Source organism: Pseudomonas sp. MYb541 (assembly GCF_037479595.1).
In the GTDB taxonomy this organism is placed as follows: domain Bacteria; phylum Pseudomonadota; class Gammaproteobacteria; order Pseudomonadales; family Pseudomonadaceae; genus Aquipseudomonas; species Aquipseudomonas canadensis.
In genome coordinates, this window is record NZ_JBBGYS010000010.1 from 19,714 (window position 1) to 34,877 (window position 15,164).

Sequence of the window (15,164 nt, forward strand, 5' to 3'; positions counted from 1 at the left end):
TCTCTACACCGGCTCCACCTCATCGACCGGCAATGAAGCAACCATTTCTGCCCGGCACACTTCAAGTATTTCATCAGCAAGTGCGGAGTCATCCGGGCAGGCGCGCGACAAAATAATCGCGCCGACGGCACGTGAAAGCAGGTCGATCATTTTCTTTCTGCCCTCACCCGGCTCAGGATCCGCTCCCGTCGGGTATTTCTCTTCTAGCGTCTGCAGGGTGTGTTCTATGCCTTCGGCAAATGTCGCTTTCACATCGTCCGCCTGACGCGCCGCGTCGCCACACAGCGCGGCCATCGTGCAACCACTGCCGCGTCCGTCGCGATGTTCTCTATTCACGTAAACGTTGATGAAGCCCGGAACATCCAGAGCTTGGGCAGCTGTCAGCGATTTGGCCAGACTGCACGCCGAGGCTTCGGCCATCAGGTCTGCCTTCGACCCGAAATGTTTGTAGAAACCACCATGAGTGAAACCGGCGGCCGCCATGAGATCAGCAATGCCGACGCCGTCAAAGCCCCGCTCACGGAACAGCTCTGAGGCGGTTTCAACGATGCGCTCTCGATTTGCCTGCGCCTGGGCCTTGGTTACTCTCACTTGCAATACCTCGTGTTTCCCGGGAAATCCTAAGTCCGATGATACATAGATGTCACCTATAATCAAAATTGTTGACAGTTTAGATTTCGATCATCATCCTAATTGCAAGCACCACTGATCTTCATCAACGGGCACGGAAGATTCATCAGATGACCAAGCAGACTCTGTTCACTCCTTACATACTAGGCAGCCTCACGCTATCAAACCGCGTCGTTCTCGCGCCGCTGACACGCAACCGCGCCGGTCAAGGCTTCGTCCCTAGCGAATTCGCGGCGACCTATTACAGCCAGCGCGCCAGCGCCGGCTTGCTAATCAGCGAAGCCACGCAGATTTCCCGGCAGGGACAGGGCTATCAAGACACCCCGGGAATCTACACGCCGGCACAGATCGATGGCTGGCGCGCCGTGACTGATGCCGTGCATGCCAAGGGAGGAAAAATCTTTCTGCAACTGTGGCATGTCGGCCGCGTCTCGCACGTCGACCTGCAGGAAAACGGCGCTGCCCCCGTGGCCCCTTCTGCGCTACGCGCCGCCACCAAAGTGTTCGTCAACAACCGCTTCGAAGACGTCTCCGAGCCTCGCGCACTGGACATCAGCGAACTGCCGGGAGTCGTCAGCGACTTCCGTCAGGCGGCGGCCAATGCGATCGCCGCTGGCTTCGATGGCGTGGAAATTCACGGTGCCAACGGCTACCTGCTCGATCAATTCCTCAAGGACAACGCCAATCTGCGCACCGATGCTTACGGCGGCTCGATTGAAAATCGTGCTCGTCTGTTGCTCGAAGTGACGGAGGCTGTGGTTAGTGAGATCGGTGCCGACCGCACCGGTGTACGCCTGTCACCAGTGTCGCCGGCCAATGGCGTATCCAGCAGCGATCCGCAGGCGCAATTCGATTACGTCGTAGAACAACTCGACGCCCTCGGCGTGGTTTACCTACACGTGGTCGAAGGCGCGACCGGCGGCCCGCGTGACGTGGCGCCCTTCGATTTCGCCGCCCTGCGCCAGCGCTTCAAAAACACCTACATCGCCAACAACGGCTATGACCTCGATCTGGCCACCTCGCGGCTCGCTGAAGACCAGGCAGACCTGATCGCCTTCGGTCGCCCCTTCATTGGCAACCCGGACCTGGTGGAACGCCTGAAACATGGCGCGCCGTTGTCCGCGTTCAATCCCGCCACCCTCTATGGCGGCGGCGCGGCAGGCTACATCGATTACCCGACACTGGCTGAATCGAGCATCAGCGCAAGCTGAGCTCGTTCTGTTTCTCATATCCTGAAAGAGAGATACCCCATGAGCACTCGCCCAACTGTTTTGATCACTGGCGCCTCCACCGGGATTGGCGCCGTCTACGCCGAACGCTTTGCACAACGCGGCCACGATCTGGTGGTAGTTGCCCGCGATCAGGCGCGCCTGGATGTACTGGCCGCGCGCTTGCGCAGCGAACACAACGTCAACGTCGATGTGATCCCGGCGGACCTGACTCAACCCGGCGATCTGAGCAACGTTGAAAACCGTCTGCGCGACGACGCCCACATCGGGATCCTCGTCAATAACGCCGGCGCTGCACTGTCCGGTCATTTCGTCGAGCAAAGCACCGATAAAGTGGCGCAACTGGTCGCCCTCAATACCACGGCGCTGGTTCGGCTCGCCAGCGCCATCGCTCCACGCCTGGCCAAGGCCGGTGAAGGTTCGATCATCAACATCGGTTCGGTTGTAGGCCTCGCACCGGAATTCGGCATGACGGTCTACGGTGCGACCAAGGCCTTTGTGCTTTTCCTGTCCCAAGGTTTGAGCCTGGAACTGTCGCCTCAAGGCGTCTACGTGCAGGCCGTGCTGCCGGCCGCCACGCGTACGGAAATATGGGATCGCTCCGGCGTCGACATCAACACCCTGAGTGAAATCATGGAAGTGGGCGATCTGGTGGATGCCGCTCTCGTCGGCTTCGATCGTCGCGAACCCGTGACCATTCCGCCGCTGCACGAAGCGGAGCGTTGGGATGTCCTGCAGGGCGCACGACTGGGCCTGATCGGGCAAATACGTCAGTCCGCGGTTGCTCAGCGTTACCAGACTCCAGCGTGATCTTCAGGTAGTGAGCATTTGGGGCGGATTCGATGCAAGCGCAAGGCGCTGCATCGAATCCGTCCAGAAATCGGGAGTGGTAATGAATTCAGCCCAGACAAATCCCCCTTCGGGTTCGCCAACGTCGTTCATCAACGCTGCGAACCAATCGATCACGGTCAACGGTATTCCATTCGCCTACCGCGATATCGGCCCCACTACCGGTGTGCCCCTTGTAATGTTCAACCATTGGGGCGCGGTGCTCGATAACTTCGATCCCGCAATCATCGATGGCCTGGCGCAAACCCGACGCGTCATTACCACCGACTATCGTGGCATCGGCGGCTCGGGTGGAACCGCGCCACTGACCGTTGGCGAGATGGCCGACGATGCGATTCAGTTGATCCGTGCGCTGGGGCTGGAAACCGTTGATGTGCTCGGATTCTCCCTCGGCGGCTTCGTCGCTCAGGACATCGCTCTGAAGGCGCCTGATCGGGTGCGGAGGTTGATTCTGACCGGCACCGGGCCGGCCGGCGGCAGCGGTATCGGCAAAGTTGGCGCGGTGTCGTGGCCATTGATTCTCAAAGGCCTGCTGACCCTGCGCGATCCGAAATTCTATCTGTTCTTCACTTCTACGGCCAACGGCCGTCGATCTGCCGCGCAGTATTTGCAGCGCCTGCAAGCCCGCAAGAACAATCGTGACCAAGGCCCGACGCCCCGTGCTTTCCTGCGCCAGTTGAAAGCGATCACTGCGTGGGGCAAACAGCCGCCGCAAGACCTCGAACGCTTGCAGGCACCAGCGCTGGTCGTCAACGGCGACACCGATATCATGGTGCCCAGCATCAATTCGTTTGAACTGGCCAAGCGTATCCCCAACGCAGAGTTGGTGATTTATCAGGATACCGGTCACGGCGGGATTTTCCAGCACCACGTTGATTTTGTGGCCAAGGCGCAGGCGTTCCTCGATGCCTGACCACGCACCGGCTACCCTCCCTACAACCGACAAGAGCCGCACCTCGATGAAAGCATTTCTTATTGATCGCTACGGCAAGCAACCCGGACGCCTCGGCGAAGCGTCAGCCCCTGAAGTGGGTGCCCACGACGTCTTGATCGAGGTCCATGCCAGCAGTGTCAACGTGCTGGACTCGAAGATCAGCACAGGCGAGTTCAAGCTGATCCTGGCCTACTCGTTTCCGCTGATTCTGGGCAACGACCTGGCGGGGGTAGTGGTGACGGTCGGCTCGCATGTGACACGCTTCAAACCAGGTGACGAAGTGTACGCTCGCCCGCCGCAAAGACGGATCGGCACGTTCGCCGAAAGGATTGCCGTGGACGAGAACGCGATCGCCCTGAAACCAGCCAATACCAGCATGGCGCAAGCCGCGTCCCTGCCCTTGGTGGCACTGACTGCCTGGCAAGTGCTGGTCGACACCGCCCGGCTACAAAAGGGCCAGAAGGTGTTGATTCACGCAGGCTCCGGCGGCGTCGGCACCATTGCCATCCAGCTTGCCAAACACTTGGGTGCCTTTGTCGCCACAACCACCAGCACCGCGAATGTCGAATGGGTCAAGGTGCTGGGGGCTGACGTGGTCATCGACTACAAAAAGCAGAATTTCGAAAATGTCTTACACGGCTACGACGTGGTGTTGAACAGCCTCGGCACCGATGTCTTGGACAAGTCACTCAAGGTCCTCAAGCCCGGCGGCCAACTGATTTCCATCTCAGGGCCGCCCACTGCGCTGTTCGCACAGGAGCAAGGGTTATCCTGGCCATTGCAGCAGGTTATGCGTCTGCTGAGCCTCGGCATTCGGCGCAGGGCACGCAAGCAGGACATCAAGTACACGTTCGTGTTCATGCGCGCCAACGGCACCCAACTGCAACAAATCAGCGCACTGGTTGAGGCGGGCATCATCAATCCGGTGATTGATCGAACGTTTTCCTTTGAATCAACGGCAGATGCTCTGAAATACGTCGAACAGGGACGAGCCAAAGGCAAGGTCGTCGTTACGATCAAATGACTACCCGCCTATCAATGCCGACTGCGCCCGAGCAATTTGAAACACACCAGCACTCGTCATCCGAGCTGAGCGAGTCGGCTGCAAAAAAGTTGCCGAAACAGATAGCGCCACAAACAGACCTCTTACCTGTTGCACCGACAGTGATCTTATGGCGCAGTTTGATGCTTCAGCAGTAGAGATCTGGTTGTATGAGAGGCGTGCAGTATGGCTAGCGCCGAATATCGCTGACGCCAACTCCCTATCCGAGTTGGGAAAGTATCGGGTGAATGATTCAGGGCGAAAGCGAGCAGGCGTGAACGGCAGCTTCTGGCCGATAGCAGACAGTCATTCTCGCTCTGCTCCGGAGTACACAACTATCCCCCTACCTCCCCAGCAACTCCCGAACCCTCCCCCCAACACCTCCACCGCAAACGGCTTCAACGCACCTATCCCGCCCAGCAACCCCACATCCATCACCAGCAGATCAATGTGTACATCCGCCCTCAACAAGCGTCCGGCAGACTGACCTTCCTTTTCTAGAGGCTTGGAGGCCTGACAGTTTTGTAATTACGCCACTTGCCATGCCATGGCACACCGACTGTCCGGAGCGAATCCATGCTTGTATTCCTCACTCAATATCCCCGCCAGCCTCTCATCCAGATCTGCGGTGGCTTTAGCCTGAAAGCCTATGCGGGAGTAAAAGGGTGCATTCCATGGCACGTTTTTGAATGTCGTAAGCGTTACGAAACCAAGTCTGATTGAGCGCGCATAATCCTTCGCGGCCTCAACCAGACGCCGCCCAGTACCTTGTCCTTGCATCGATTGCATCACTGATAATTCATAGATATGAAGATCACTGCCGTGGCGCTCGGCACTGAGAAATCCTTGTGGCCGATTCTCGGCATCCACTGCAACCCAACATGTCGATAGCGCAATGAGTTGGATGTGACGTTCGATGGACATCGGAGGCGATTCAGCCAGCCAACTCAACTCATCAATCAAGCGAAATGCTTGAGCAGCGGAGGTTTCAATGGCAGGCAGGCGTTGTGCATCTTCCGGTACAGCAAGGCGGATAGTTACAGGCATATGTTGCCTTTGGTGATCTGAGTGAGGTAGCGGTCAAACTGGAAAAGCCAGCTTTGGATAGTCGAAGATATCATGCACTCAGACGACCGGACGCGCGCCTTTCGGGGCACAGCAACTGCAGGGTGCCGAACGGCGAGCCGGTGATGGACAAGGCGGCGTCGACAATCTTGCCGGAGAGGGCTTTGAGGTCTTGCTCGCCGATCAGGTCAAGGCTGATACGGTGCAGGCATTCGATGTCCGACAGGGCGGTTTCCGAATCACGGGAAACGCCAAGGGGGAAAGCGGCCGGGAAGGCGGTGCGTAGGGTTTTCATGGGGCTACCAAGGGAACGGCATTGAGCTACTAGCCGCGTATCAGCAAAGCTGTGCCCACGCGCTATGGGTAGACGTTCGGTGGGGGTCGCTGCTTGGGCTTTAGCTAGGCTGGGAAAGCGGCCTGTCAACCGGCTTATTCTTGTCTGACACTTCGCTTTCGCAGGCAAGCCAGCTCCCACAGTTGATCTTTGTTGTTGCTGAAGTTGGGGTCGCAGGTGCAACAGCTAAGACAGCCTGGCATTGTTGTAGACTTCCCGGCCTTCAACCCCCTCCTTGAGAACATGGACGTGAAAAAACTCCTGCTGCTCGGATGCATCTCCTCGGCCTTGACCGGCTGCACCTTTACCGGCGCCAATGAAGTCGCACCGGGCGAATACATGATCACCAGCCATGGCAGCATCTTCAATTCGCGTGAGGGCCTGCTGGAAAACATCAACCAGAAAGCCGCGAAAGTCTGCGACGGCAAACCGTATCACCTGGAAGGCGACAGTGGCGCGAACATGGTGGTGAGCACTACCACGCATATCGGCCAGACGCCCACTACCGTGCTGGGCTTGAAAGCGGTGTGTGAAGGTCGCAAGAACTGAAGCCCGTGCCATTGCCATCAGCTGTGAATGGGTAACGCCAACCCAAACAGCACAAAGAACCCGCCGCAGACTTTGTTGAACCGTCGCCCGGTTCGCGCCAGCCAAGGCCGAACGCGGTGCGCGGCGCTGGCCACGGTGTATTCAACGACAAACTCGACGACCGCGTAGGTCAACGCGATGGCAGCCGTCTGCGCGATGAGGCTTCTGTGTGGGTCGAGGAACGGTGGAATAAACGCGGTAAACAGCAACAAGGCCTTGGGGTTTGACAGGGCCGATACCAGCCCCTGACGGAACAACGACCAACCCTGTAGCGTCGGGGTACCGGCCGCCTCCAGGCTGACCGGGGCGGAACGCCACAACCCGAAGCCCAACCAGATCAGGTACAGCCCACCGGCCACTTTCAAGGCGGTGAACCAGGTGGCCGAAGCCTGGATCAGTGCCCCCAGGCCCAACGCGCACAGCGTCAGCACCATGGCAAAGCCGAGCACGCCGCCGCTGATGGTGAACAGGGTTTTGCGGCTGCCGTGGATCGCGCCATGGGTCAGCACCAGCAATGCATTCGGGCCTGGCACCACGGCGATGCCGCAGCAGGTGAAGAAGTAGAGCAACCAAGTCTCGAAGGGCATGATCAGGTCCGGCAACGGTGGATTCAAGCCCGCATCCTGCGAGCGAACGGCTATCATGAAAAGCGCATAATTCACGCCACAGCCATTCGATTAACGAATAGAGGTCACCCGCATGCCTTCCAGTGATTTGCAGATCGATTGGCTCAAGTGCTTTGTCGCGGTGGTGGACGCAGGTTCGCTGTCGGGCGCGGCCCATGAGGTCAACCGGTCGCAGTCCGCCGTCAGCATGCAAATGAAGAAACTGGAGGCCGCGCTGGGACGGCCCTTGTTGAACCGTGGCCCGAGGCATCTGCAGTTGACCGATGACGGCCAGACGCTGCTGGGTTATGCGCGCCGTATGCTCGCGCTGCACGCGGAGACCCAGGCGGCGTTTCATGGCGAAACCTTGACCGGGCGCATCCGCCTTGGGGTCGCGGAAGACTATGCAGCAAAGTACCTCACGCCGGTGCTCAAGCGTTTTGCGCCGCGCTACGCCGGTGTGGACATTGAACTGACCTGTGAACAGTCCACCGCCCTGATCCCACGGGTGCGTAGCGGTGATCTTGATCTGGCGCTGGTGTCCAGGGACTCGCCGCACAGTGGCACCTTCCTGTTCAAGGAACCGATGGTGTGGGTAGGCTCGCCTCAGTTCGAACTGTGGCGCCGGGACCCGGTGCCCATCGCCGTCTACGAAAGCGCCAGCCTGGCGCGGCGGTATGCGGTGAATTCACTGGCCCAGCAGGGGCGTCAGTTCAAGGTGGTGTACAACAGCTCCAGCCTCGCCGGCCAAGTGGCTGCGGTCGAGGGCGGGCTCGCGATTGCCGCGATCACTCAGTGCACCGTGCAGCCGTCACTGCAGGTCTTGGGCAGCGAACAAGGGTTGGGGAGTATTGAACCGATGGAGGTGTCGATTCTGCGCAGTCGAGACTCTCGCGGGTCCAAGGCGGTCAACAGTCTGCATGCGTTTATCATCCGTGCGCTTAGGGTTCAGGCGTAGCGCGCGCCCTGTTAATCTGCGGCACCTGCCTTCTTACGGAGCTCTCTGTGAGTTCATCAAAACGCGACAGCACCCGCATCGAACGCCGCCTCGTCGCCACGCTCACCGACGCCTGCGAAACCGCCAAAGCCGAAATCCCCGGGTTTGAATGGCTGACCCACACGGTCAATTACGCCGACTTCCCCGGCAGCCTGCGTATCACCTGGGTCTTTGACACCCGCGCCAGCCAGGCGCAGGCCGTGGCGACAGGGCTGGACGCGCGTATCCGCGAGTTGACCGCCACTGCGCTGGACGACGCCGAGATCCCGCCCGTACCGTTGGCGCGTTGCGTTCACTTGGATTCTGAAGAAGCCTGCCATGCCCAGCACGGCGGAAACTGGCGTTTGCGCCTGATGCGCTCAGCCAACTAGAGACTGACACCCAACTGCTGGATAATGTCCCCGCCCTGTTCCTCGCTTGTCGATAAGGAAGTCCTGTCCCATGAAGTTGCCGTTTTCCGCTGCCCTGCTCGCGTCAGCCCTGCTGTCGCCTTCCTTTGCCCAGGCCGACGACGCCGCGTTGGTCGACACGCTCAAGGCCTTCACCCGTTGTGACGAGACGTTCTTCAGCCGCCTGAACACGCACCGTGATGCGTGGCAGGCCTATGCCCCACTCAAGCAGGAAAAGAACTTCACCTGGATCGCGGTGCGCGACCGCACCGAACCCAAGGCCTCGGCAGTGCCAGTGACCGCGCCGGCCATCGCGGGGTTGAAGCTGCTGTCCTATAACGATGAGGTCAGCGATCTCGGCCCGTTGGGCCTGTATTACTTCTGGGGCTTCACGGTGGACGGCACGATTGATGAAGTCGCCCCGCGCGTCGCGGCGTTGCTGGACCAACCCGGTGCGCTGCAAAAAGGCGAGGGGCAATACACGCGCAGCGAGTTGAAGGTGGGCAACAGTTGGCAGGCGATCAAGCCCATGCCGGGCAAGGCACCGGGGCTGCGCAATGTGGAGCGGGTGCTGATCGTGGAGCCGGAGGGCAAGCATTCCCGTGTGAGCTGTTCGGTGCAGGGTGGCGTGAATGCCGGGTTGCTGGCGTTGTTGCGGCCGGACATCGCGCCGGTGGATTACCCGCGCACCGTGGCCGACACCCATCTGGCCGATGTGCCGGTGCCGCCCAACGTGCTCCAGGGCCTCGACGCGCCGCTGTTGCAGCCCAAGTTCAAGACGTTGAGCTACAGCTACCTGTCGAAGAACGGCGCGGGCAAGGACGCGCCGATCACCATCCGGTTCAAGGCCGAGGGCGGTTTGCTGGTGAAGAATGAAGCCTACGGCGGCGCCTTCAATGTGGACCGCCTGATGCTGGCGGACCTGATCCAGCTGAAATCGAAAATGAACGGCGTGGGCGAAGGCCAGGTGCTGCAGACCCGCGAGGCCGAGGTGAAACTGCCGACGAGCTGGGTGCCGGGCCAAACCCTGAGTGCGCACCTGAAGATGGCCAACGTGCCGGTCAAGCCTACCGACAAACCGGTCGAAACCACCTTGACCTGCAAGGTGGGCGAGCGCTTCCCGGCACGCCAGGTGTTTGCGTCGTTGACGGGCGATGCCATTCGGTTGACCTGCGAGCAGGACGGTTATTCGTCCAATCGCGCATTTATCGAAGACCTGGGCGTGGCGTTGACGCTGGAGTCGACGTCGAGCCAGACCCACTATGTGAATGAAATCCAGACGCTGGACGTGGTGCGCTGACACAGGGTGGTCTAACCACTACAAAGGATAGGTGGGTCTCAAAAGCTGCGTATCAGCGAGCCGAAAAGATCCCCCTCAGGCATCTTGCTCAACGGAATGTCGGCATTCTCAAACCACTCCTGACTGGCCTCAGGGTGCGGACCGCTCAGCACCACCACGCCCTTTTCATAGGTATACCGCGCCGCCGCTACGTCGCCATTACGATAGGTCGCGATAGTCTTGTATGAGCCTTTGGGAAAGTAGGGGCCGTCCTGGAAGAAGACATGATCAGCCTTGCCCGCCCACGTGACCTGTACGGCGGCATCGGCGATGCCGGCCACCTCAAAACCAGGGCGACCGGCTTCGCCGTCGAGGTCTTGGGGGATCAGGCCGAGGTTGTTGTCGTCCGCCAGGTAGGCGCCCATGCACAAGCCCAGGTAGCGGCCGCCGTTGGCGACGTAGCTGCGGATGGCTTCGCTGCGTGCTTCACCCAGGCTACGCAGCGCGCCAGGAATGTCCTGACCACCGCCCGGCTGCACGTAGAGGTCGTAGCGCGCCAGGGTTTGTGGCGTGATGTCGATCGACTCATCCGCGCCCACAAAATCGATGTGATAGTTGGGGTTGAGTCGTTGCAGGGCCTTCGCCACGTTTTCGGAACAGTCGTCACAACCCGCCGGGCCCCGGTAGATGGCGACGTGGGTGATAGGCGTCGCGGCCTCGGCAGGTGACGGCAGCAACAGGACAAAGGCAAACAACGTGGCAGTGACGGCTCGCAGGTTCATGGCGATGGGCTCCAGGGCGGACACCCCAAAGCCTATAGCGATTGCGCCGTCAAATCCGTTAACAGTTGTAAACACTGCGCGCGGGGTGAACGGCGCCTTGCTACCGCCTTAAGACGTCACGCCATTGGCTTCACTTGGCAAACGCATACGCCCCGCCCTGCTCCACCGCCTTGCGATACGCAGGTCGCGCCTGGAATTTCTCCACCCACGCTGCCAGGTTCGGGTAGGCCTGCAACTTGCCCTGGGCCCTGGCGATTTCACCGATAAAACTCATCTGGATATCCGCACCGCTCAGCTCATCGCCAAGCAGGTAGGCTTTGCCCGCGAGCACGTCGTTCAGGTAACCGAGGTAGTTGGCGACTTCCGACTCGATACGCGGATGCAACGGCGCGCCTGCCTCGCCCAGGCGGCCGACGTAGAGGTTGAGCATCAACGGCAACATGGCCGAACCTTCGGCAAAATGCAGCCATTGCACGTAGTGGTCGTAGGTGGCGCTGGCGGGGTCCGGTTGCAGGCGGCCCTGGCCGTGGCGACGGATCAGGTAGTCGATGATGGCGGCGGACTCGATCAGCACCAGGCCGCCGTCTTCGATCACCGGGGATTTGCCCAACGGGTTGATCGCCTTGAGCTCCGGCGGGGCGAGGTTGGTTTTCGGGTCGCGTTGGTAGCGCTTGATCTCGTAGGGCAGGCCGAGTTCTTCGAGCAGCCACAGGATGCGTTGCGAGCGTGAGTTGTTGAGGTGGTGGACGATGATCATTGAAGGCTCCGCAGGGCGAGAGGAATGTCTTGGAAACAGACTACGCCAGCCTTCGGGAGTGCCGACAAATAATTTTCTGCGTGACAAACGCCGTGGTTACCATGGGGATCGGTTAGAGAGGAGGCACAGCATGGATCTGAAATTCAGCCACGTCGACATACTGGTCGAAAATCTTGAGCAAGCCTGCGCCTATTACGCACGCATTCTCAAGGCACGCATCTCCAAGACGTTCGTGTGGGAACGCGGCGGCCTGCATGTGCGCTATGCCGTGGTGTTGATGGGGCAAGAACGCTTTATGCTGGTCCAGCCGATCGCCGACAACCTGCGCGAACTGTTGGACGCCCACGGCGAAGGCATGATCTACCGCCATTGCTACACCACGCCAGACATCGAGATCGCTTATGACGAGCTGATCGCCGCCGGTGTGCAGCCTGAGAACGAAAACGGCGTGCCCCTGGCCCGCGAGAACCTGCAATCGCCGTCCGGGGGGCGCATTATCTGGCTGCCCAAGCGCTTCGGGCATTTCTCCATGGAGATTCTGGAAGAGGCGACCCTGGAGGCGTTTATTGTGGAGGCGTTTGGCTGATCGAGGCCCACGCCGCCTGCGCCAGCAACGCGGCGTAGTGATTCGGGCTGTGCTTGACCCGGCCGGATAACCACGCACGGGCATAGCTTTCGGCCGAGCCGATGATCAGCGACAGCAGCAGTTCTGCCGGAATATGGCTGAACGCCTCGCGGCGGCCTTCGTCGCTCATCCACTCGGTCAATTGCGCATTGCGCTGCTTGTTGCGGGTGAGCAGTTCGTCCTTGTGCGGGCCGTTGGCCACGGCGAAACGGCTCTGGAACATAAAGCGCGCCCATTCGGGTTGCGCATCCACCCACTCCACATAACTGCGCACCAGCGCTTCCACACCGGCCTGGGCGGTTTGCGCCGGCTTCAGATAGTGGTCTCGCAAGGCGGCCTGATCTTCCAGCGCGGCAAAAAACAGCGCGGCGACGATGCCTTCCTTGTTGCCGAAGTGATGGTAGATGGCGCCCACGCTGGTCTCGCACCGCGCGCGGATGGTTTCGATATTCGTCGCTTCAATACCCACGTCGTTAAAGCTGGCCAGGGCCTCGCGCAGGATGCTGCGCTTGAGGTCGCTGCGCCGGCCCGGGAAGGTGCGCTCGATCAGGTCAGGTGCGTGCATGAAGTGGCTCGCCAAATGTACGGAGTCTAAAGGTACAGCCTCCTGCAGAGAAGGCATGGCTTGACACCTGTGGAATTTACAGAATATCGTTCCGTTACAGAATATTATTCTGTTAACCCATTGCGAGGATAATCCATGAGCCAGTTTCTCAGCATGTTCAACAGTGTAGGCCCTGCAGCCTTCAGCCAAATGGCCTGCCAAGTGGCGCCCTACTTCAGCACCATCAACCCGGAAATCGCCGAACTGCGCCCTGGGCATGCCGTGGTCAATGTGCCGTTTCGCAAGGAAATCACCAACCACTTGGCGTCCGTGCATGCCATTGCGTTGTGCAACGCGGCGGAATTGGCGGGGGGGACGATGACGGACGTGTCGATACCGTCAGGTGCCAAATGGATCCCCAAGGGCATGACCGTGGAGTACCTGGCGAAGGCCAAGTCGAACATCCGTGCCGTAGCGGATGGCAGCGGTATTGATTGGTCCACCGCGGGGGACAAGATCGTGCCGGTGGATATTTTTGATGAGGGCGAAGTGAAGGTGTTCACCGCCAGGATCACCATGAATGTGAAGATCGCCTGAGGCCATGGCGGCTGGCTCGGCAACTGCCGAGCCACGCTTCAGTGCACCATCGACCACAGTGAAGCACCTACGCCGGTGATGCTCTCCCCCGCAATCAAGCCAGCGGCGGCGGTAATCGCAAAGCGCTCGGTGAGGCTTGGCCAGCGGCAGCTCAGCAGCCAGGTCAGTATGGCGCCCAGGGCCATCATCAGCGAGACCGAGGCCGGCAGCACAAAGGCCAGGCCCAGGGCGGCGGCACTCGGGAGGAAGCGGGCACGATGGGCAGGCAAGGTGCTGTCCAGCACACCGAGCATTACGCCAACCAGGCCGCCGATGGCAATCGCCCAGCGAATGCTGGTGGACAGTGAATCCAACCCATGGGTGAGGGTTTGCGCCACGGCTTTCCAGGTAGCGACCGCCGGGGCCGGCCACTCTTCGGTGAGCAGCATGGTTTGCGGATCCGGGATCAACGCCAAGTAGGCGAATACGCCAACGATACTGCCGATGAAAATCCCCAGGATCTGCGCGATCACCTGCTTATGCGGCGTGGCACCAATGGCCTTGCCCACCTTGAAATCATTCATCAAGTCGGTGCACTGCCCGGCCGAGCCACCGGCCGTGTTGGCGCTCATCAGGTTGATCGGCACCTGCCCCGGCGCGACGATGCCAAAGCTCAGCTGGGACAGTTGCCCAATGGCGCCGATGGGCGGAATGCCGGTGGCGCCCACCACGCGCGCGGCGACGGCGGCGAGGCAGATCGCCAATGGGATCGTGAGCAACGCCATGCCCAGATTGATGCCGAACAGCAGCGCCTGCAGGCTCACCACCAACACAATCGCCAGCACAAAACCGGCGGCCGGCCCCGGCTTGGGCACCGTCCAGGTCGATTCGCCGCCGGAGTGCGTTGATCGGTACAAGGCCCACAAACGAATCGCCAGCGAGGCCAAGGTGGAACACACCATCAGGCTCACGCCCGGCCACAACAACCACTCCACCAGCGCGGCAAACTGCGGACCGCTGCTGCCCGCAGGCAAGGTCACCAGGTGTTGCGCCAACAACCAGGGGCCCAGGCCACCCCACGCGAGCAAGGTGCCGAGCAGCAGGGTCAGGCCCACGCGAATGCCGATGATACCGCCGAAGCCCACCAGCAACAGCGAAGGGTCGGCGGTGAAGGTCAGGCGCTCCAACTGACCGCTGGGCGACCAGCGCGGGAAGGCCCACATAAAAGTATCGACCCACTTGACCAGCCCGGAGAGCAACGCGGCGCTGAGCAGCACCTTCAAGCGCGTCGCGGCTTCGCGCCCATGGTTATAGATGTGCAGCAAGGTTTCCAGGGTGGCCATGCCCTCGGGGAATTTCAGCGCCTTGTCATTCAGCAACGAGGGCCGTAGATACCAGGCGATCCAGATGCCCAGGAAACTCACCGAGAACACCCAGGCAATCATGGGGATAGCGTCTAGCTGGTTGCCCGTCAGCAAGGTATAGGCCGGGATCGGCGCTACCAGTCCGCCGGAAATGATTGAAGCGGCGGCCGAGGCGACGGTCTGGTTGATGTTGCTTTCATGCAAGGTCCACGGCAGGTGTTCGGTGGAACGCTTGGCCACTCCTTGAAAGATGGCGTAGCCGATCAACAGCGCGATGATCGACATGTTGAACGACCAACCAATCTTCAACCCGGCGTAGACATTGGACGGCGTGAGCAGGATGCCGAGGACACTGCCGGTGATGACGGCGCGCAGGCTGAGTTCGCGGGTGACGGGGCCGTGCGTGAGGGTCGTTGGCGGGGCTGAAGTCATGCGGAGTCCTTTCGGCGACGAAACAGGGCGACCTAGTAAGTGAGCCCTGTAGAAGCCGAAGGTTCCTGTGGTGAGCGGGCTTGCCCCGCGCTGGGCTGCGCAAGCCCGCTCACCACTGGATGCCTGGTCACCACAAAAACCGG

The 15,164-nt window shown here is 60.4% G+C and carries 18 protein-coding genes; 10 read left to right on the top strand and 8 right to left on the bottom strand.

Annotation, left to right across the window (positions count from 1 at the left end; all coding sequences use genetic code 11):
• Positions 1 to 3: 3 nt before the first annotated feature.
• Positions 4 to 591, bottom strand: a complete 588-nt coding sequence (locus WH299_RS08355; RefSeq protein ID WP_178083559.1) for a TetR/AcrR family transcriptional regulator — start codon at positions 589 to 591, stop codon at positions 4 to 6.
• A gap of 149 nt (positions 592 to 740) precedes the next feature.
• Here WH299_RS08355 and WH299_RS08360 point away from each other — a divergent pair, with 149 nt between their 5' ends.
• From WH299_RS08360 to WH299_RS08375, 4 genes are all read left to right on the top strand, one after another.
• The gene (locus tag WH299_RS08360) at positions 741 to 1,841 is read left to right on the top strand and encodes an alkene reductase (protein WP_305381952.1); all 1,101 of its coding nucleotides are present in this window, start codon (positions 741 to 743) and stop codon (positions 1,839 to 1,841) included.
• A 39-nt stretch (positions 1,842 to 1,880) separates the two neighbouring features.
• Positions 1,881 to 2,669 (top strand): SDR family NAD(P)-dependent oxidoreductase, encoded by a 789-nt coding sequence (locus tag WH299_RS08365; protein WP_339550032.1) that lies wholly within the window; start codon positions 1,881 to 1,883, stop codon positions 2,667 to 2,669.
• Between the two features lie 82 nt (positions 2,670 to 2,751).
• Positions 2,752 to 3,621 (top strand): alpha/beta fold hydrolase, encoded by an 870-nt coding sequence (locus WH299_RS08370; protein WP_339550033.1) that lies wholly within the window; start codon positions 2,752 to 2,754, stop codon positions 3,619 to 3,621.
• A gap of 46 nt (positions 3,622 to 3,667) precedes the next feature.
• Positions 3,668 to 4,666 (top strand): NADP-dependent oxidoreductase, encoded by a 999-nt coding sequence (locus WH299_RS08375; RefSeq protein ID WP_339550075.1) that lies wholly within the window; start codon positions 3,668 to 3,670, stop codon positions 4,664 to 4,666.
• Positions 4,667 to 5,212: 546 nt separating this feature from the next.
• Here WH299_RS08375 and WH299_RS08380 read toward each other — a convergent pair.
• A complete protein-coding gene (locus WH299_RS08380) occupies positions 5,213 to 5,731 on the bottom strand; it encodes a GNAT family N-acetyltransferase (RefSeq protein WP_339550034.1) in 519 nt (172 codons plus the stop codon).
• Between the two features lie 70 nt (positions 5,732 to 5,801).
• Positions 5,802 to 6,044: a hypothetical protein gene (locus WH299_RS08385; protein ID WP_240037322.1), complete on the bottom strand. Its 243-nt coding sequence runs from the start codon at positions 6,042 to 6,044 to the stop codon at positions 5,802 to 5,804.
• Between the two features lie 288 nt (positions 6,045 to 6,332).
• Here WH299_RS08385 and WH299_RS08390 point away from each other — a divergent pair, with 288 nt between their 5' ends.
• On the top strand, positions 6,333 to 6,632 hold the full coding sequence (locus WH299_RS08390; RefSeq protein WP_122726097.1) for a hypothetical protein: 300 nt from the start codon (positions 6,333 to 6,335) through the stop codon (positions 6,630 to 6,632).
• Positions 6,633 to 6,649: 17 nt separating this feature from the next.
• Here WH299_RS08390 and WH299_RS08395 read toward each other — a convergent pair whose 3' ends face one another.
• Complete coding sequence (locus WH299_RS08395; RefSeq protein WP_122726095.1) at positions 6,650 to 7,258, bottom strand: LysE family translocator; 609 nt, start codon at positions 7,256 to 7,258, stop codon at positions 6,650 to 6,652.
• Between the two features lie 112 nt (positions 7,259 to 7,370).
• On the opposite strand from WH299_RS08395, the gene WH299_RS08400 reads away from it, so the two are divergent.
• From WH299_RS08400 to WH299_RS08410, 3 genes are all read left to right on the top strand, one after another.
• Positions 7,371 to 8,234, top strand: coding sequence for a LysR family transcriptional regulator (locus WH299_RS08400; RefSeq protein WP_028617169.1), 864 nt, complete (start codon positions 7,371 to 7,373; stop codon positions 8,232 to 8,234).
• Positions 8,235 to 8,281: 47 nt separating this feature from the next.
• The gene (locus WH299_RS08405; RefSeq protein ID WP_123474366.1) at positions 8,282 to 8,644 is read left to right on the top strand and encodes a hypothetical protein; all 363 of its coding nucleotides are present in this window, start codon (positions 8,282 to 8,284) and stop codon (positions 8,642 to 8,644) included.
• 70 nt (positions 8,645 to 8,714) lie between these two features.
• Positions 8,715 to 9,962: a hypothetical protein gene (locus tag WH299_RS08410; RefSeq protein ID WP_122725923.1), complete on the top strand. Its 1,248-nt coding sequence runs from the start codon at positions 8,715 to 8,717 to the stop codon at positions 9,960 to 9,962.
• Positions 9,963 to 10,000: 38 nt separating this feature from the next.
• Here the strand turns inward: WH299_RS08410 and WH299_RS08415 are convergent, their stop codons facing one another.
• Together WH299_RS08415 and WH299_RS08420 are read right to left on the bottom strand one after the other, a co-directional pair.
• Entirely contained in the window at positions 10,001 to 10,723 is a 723-nt protein-coding gene (locus WH299_RS08415; RefSeq protein ID WP_339497962.1) for a BPL-N domain-containing protein, read from the bottom strand.
• 130 nt (positions 10,724 to 10,853) lie between these two features.
• Complete coding sequence (locus tag WH299_RS08420) at positions 10,854 to 11,480, bottom strand: glutathione S-transferase family protein (RefSeq protein WP_122725920.1); 627 nt, start codon at positions 11,478 to 11,480, stop codon at positions 10,854 to 10,856.
• Between the two features lie 130 nt (positions 11,481 to 11,610).
• On the opposite strand from WH299_RS08420, the gene WH299_RS08425 reads away from it, so the two are divergent.
• The gene (locus WH299_RS08425) at positions 11,611 to 12,066 is read left to right on the top strand and encodes a VOC family protein (RefSeq protein ID WP_339550035.1); all 456 of its coding nucleotides are present in this window, start codon (positions 11,611 to 11,613) and stop codon (positions 12,064 to 12,066) included.
• Here WH299_RS08425 and WH299_RS08430 read toward each other — a convergent pair.
• A complete protein-coding gene (locus tag WH299_RS08430; RefSeq protein WP_122726093.1) occupies positions 12,044 to 12,670 on the bottom strand; it encodes a TetR/AcrR family transcriptional regulator in 627 nt (208 codons plus the stop codon). The genes WH299_RS08425 and WH299_RS08430 overlap by 23 nt on opposite strands.
• Positions 12,671 to 12,805: 135 nt before the next feature.
• On the opposite strand from WH299_RS08430, the gene WH299_RS08435 reads away from it, so the two are divergent.
• A complete protein-coding gene (locus WH299_RS08435) occupies positions 12,806 to 13,246 on the top strand; it encodes a hotdog fold domain-containing protein (RefSeq protein ID WP_122725916.1) in 441 nt (146 codons plus the stop codon).
• Positions 13,247 to 13,284: 38 nt separating this feature from the next.
• Here WH299_RS08435 and WH299_RS08440 read toward each other — a convergent pair whose 3' ends face one another.
• Positions 13,285 to 15,021 (bottom strand): OPT family oligopeptide transporter, encoded by a 1,737-nt coding sequence (locus tag WH299_RS08440; RefSeq protein ID WP_339550037.1) that lies wholly within the window; start codon positions 15,019 to 15,021, stop codon positions 13,285 to 13,287.
• Between the last annotated feature and the right edge of the window lie 143 nt (positions 15,022 to 15,164).

What these genes read in the sequence shown, in the direction of transcription:
- WH299_RS08375 (WP_339550075.1), top strand. Translation starts at nt 3,668, where the DNA reads ATGAAAGCATTTCTTATTGATCGCTACGGCAAGCAACCCGGACGCCTC.
- WH299_RS08370 (WP_339550033.1), top strand. Translation starts at nt 2,752, where the DNA reads ATGAATTCAGCCCAGACAAATCCCCCTTCGGGTTCGCCAACGTCGTTC.
- WH299_RS08425 (WP_339550035.1), top strand. Translation starts at nt 11,611, where the DNA reads ATGGATCTGAAATTCAGCCACGTCGACATACTGGTCGAAAATCTTGAG.
- WH299_RS08385 (WP_240037322.1), bottom strand. Translation starts at nt 6,044, where the DNA reads ATGAAAACCCTACGCACCGCCTTCCCGGCCGCTTTCCCCCTTGGCGTT.
- WH299_RS08415 (WP_339497962.1), bottom strand. Translation starts at nt 10,723, where the DNA reads ATGAACCTGCGAGCCGTCACTGCCACGTTGTTTGCCTTTGTCCTGTTG.
- WH299_RS08365 (WP_339550032.1), top strand. Translation starts at nt 1,881, where the DNA reads ATGAGCACTCGCCCAACTGTTTTGATCACTGGCGCCTCCACCGGGATT.
- WH299_RS08440 (WP_339550037.1), bottom strand. Translation starts at nt 15,021, where the DNA reads ATGACTTCAGCCCCGCCAACGACCCTCACGCACGGCCCCGTCACCCGC.
- WH299_RS08400 (WP_028617169.1), top strand. Translation starts at nt 7,371, where the DNA reads ATGCCTTCCAGTGATTTGCAGATCGATTGGCTCAAGTGCTTTGTCGCG.
- WH299_RS08395 (WP_122726095.1), bottom strand. Translation starts at nt 7,258, where the DNA reads ATGCCCTTCGAGACTTGGTTGCTCTACTTCTTCACCTGCTGCGGCATC.
- WH299_RS08430 (WP_122726093.1), bottom strand. Translation starts at nt 12,670, where the DNA reads ATGCACGCACCTGACCTGATCGAGCGCACCTTCCCGGGCCGGCGCAGC.
- WH299_RS08420 (WP_122725920.1), bottom strand. Translation starts at nt 11,480, where the DNA reads ATGATCATCGTCCACCACCTCAACAACTCACGCTCGCAACGCATCCTG.
- WH299_RS08360 (WP_305381952.1), top strand. Translation starts at nt 741, where the DNA reads ATGACCAAGCAGACTCTGTTCACTCCTTACATACTAGGCAGCCTCACG.
- WH299_RS08380 (WP_339550034.1), bottom strand. Translation starts at nt 5,731, where the DNA reads ATGCCTGTAACTATCCGCCTTGCTGTACCGGAAGATGCACAACGCCTG.
- WH299_RS08410 (WP_122725923.1), top strand. Translation starts at nt 8,715, where the DNA reads ATGAAGTTGCCGTTTTCCGCTGCCCTGCTCGCGTCAGCCCTGCTGTCG.
- WH299_RS08435 (WP_122725916.1), top strand. Translation starts at nt 12,806, where the DNA reads ATGAGCCAGTTTCTCAGCATGTTCAACAGTGTAGGCCCTGCAGCCTTC.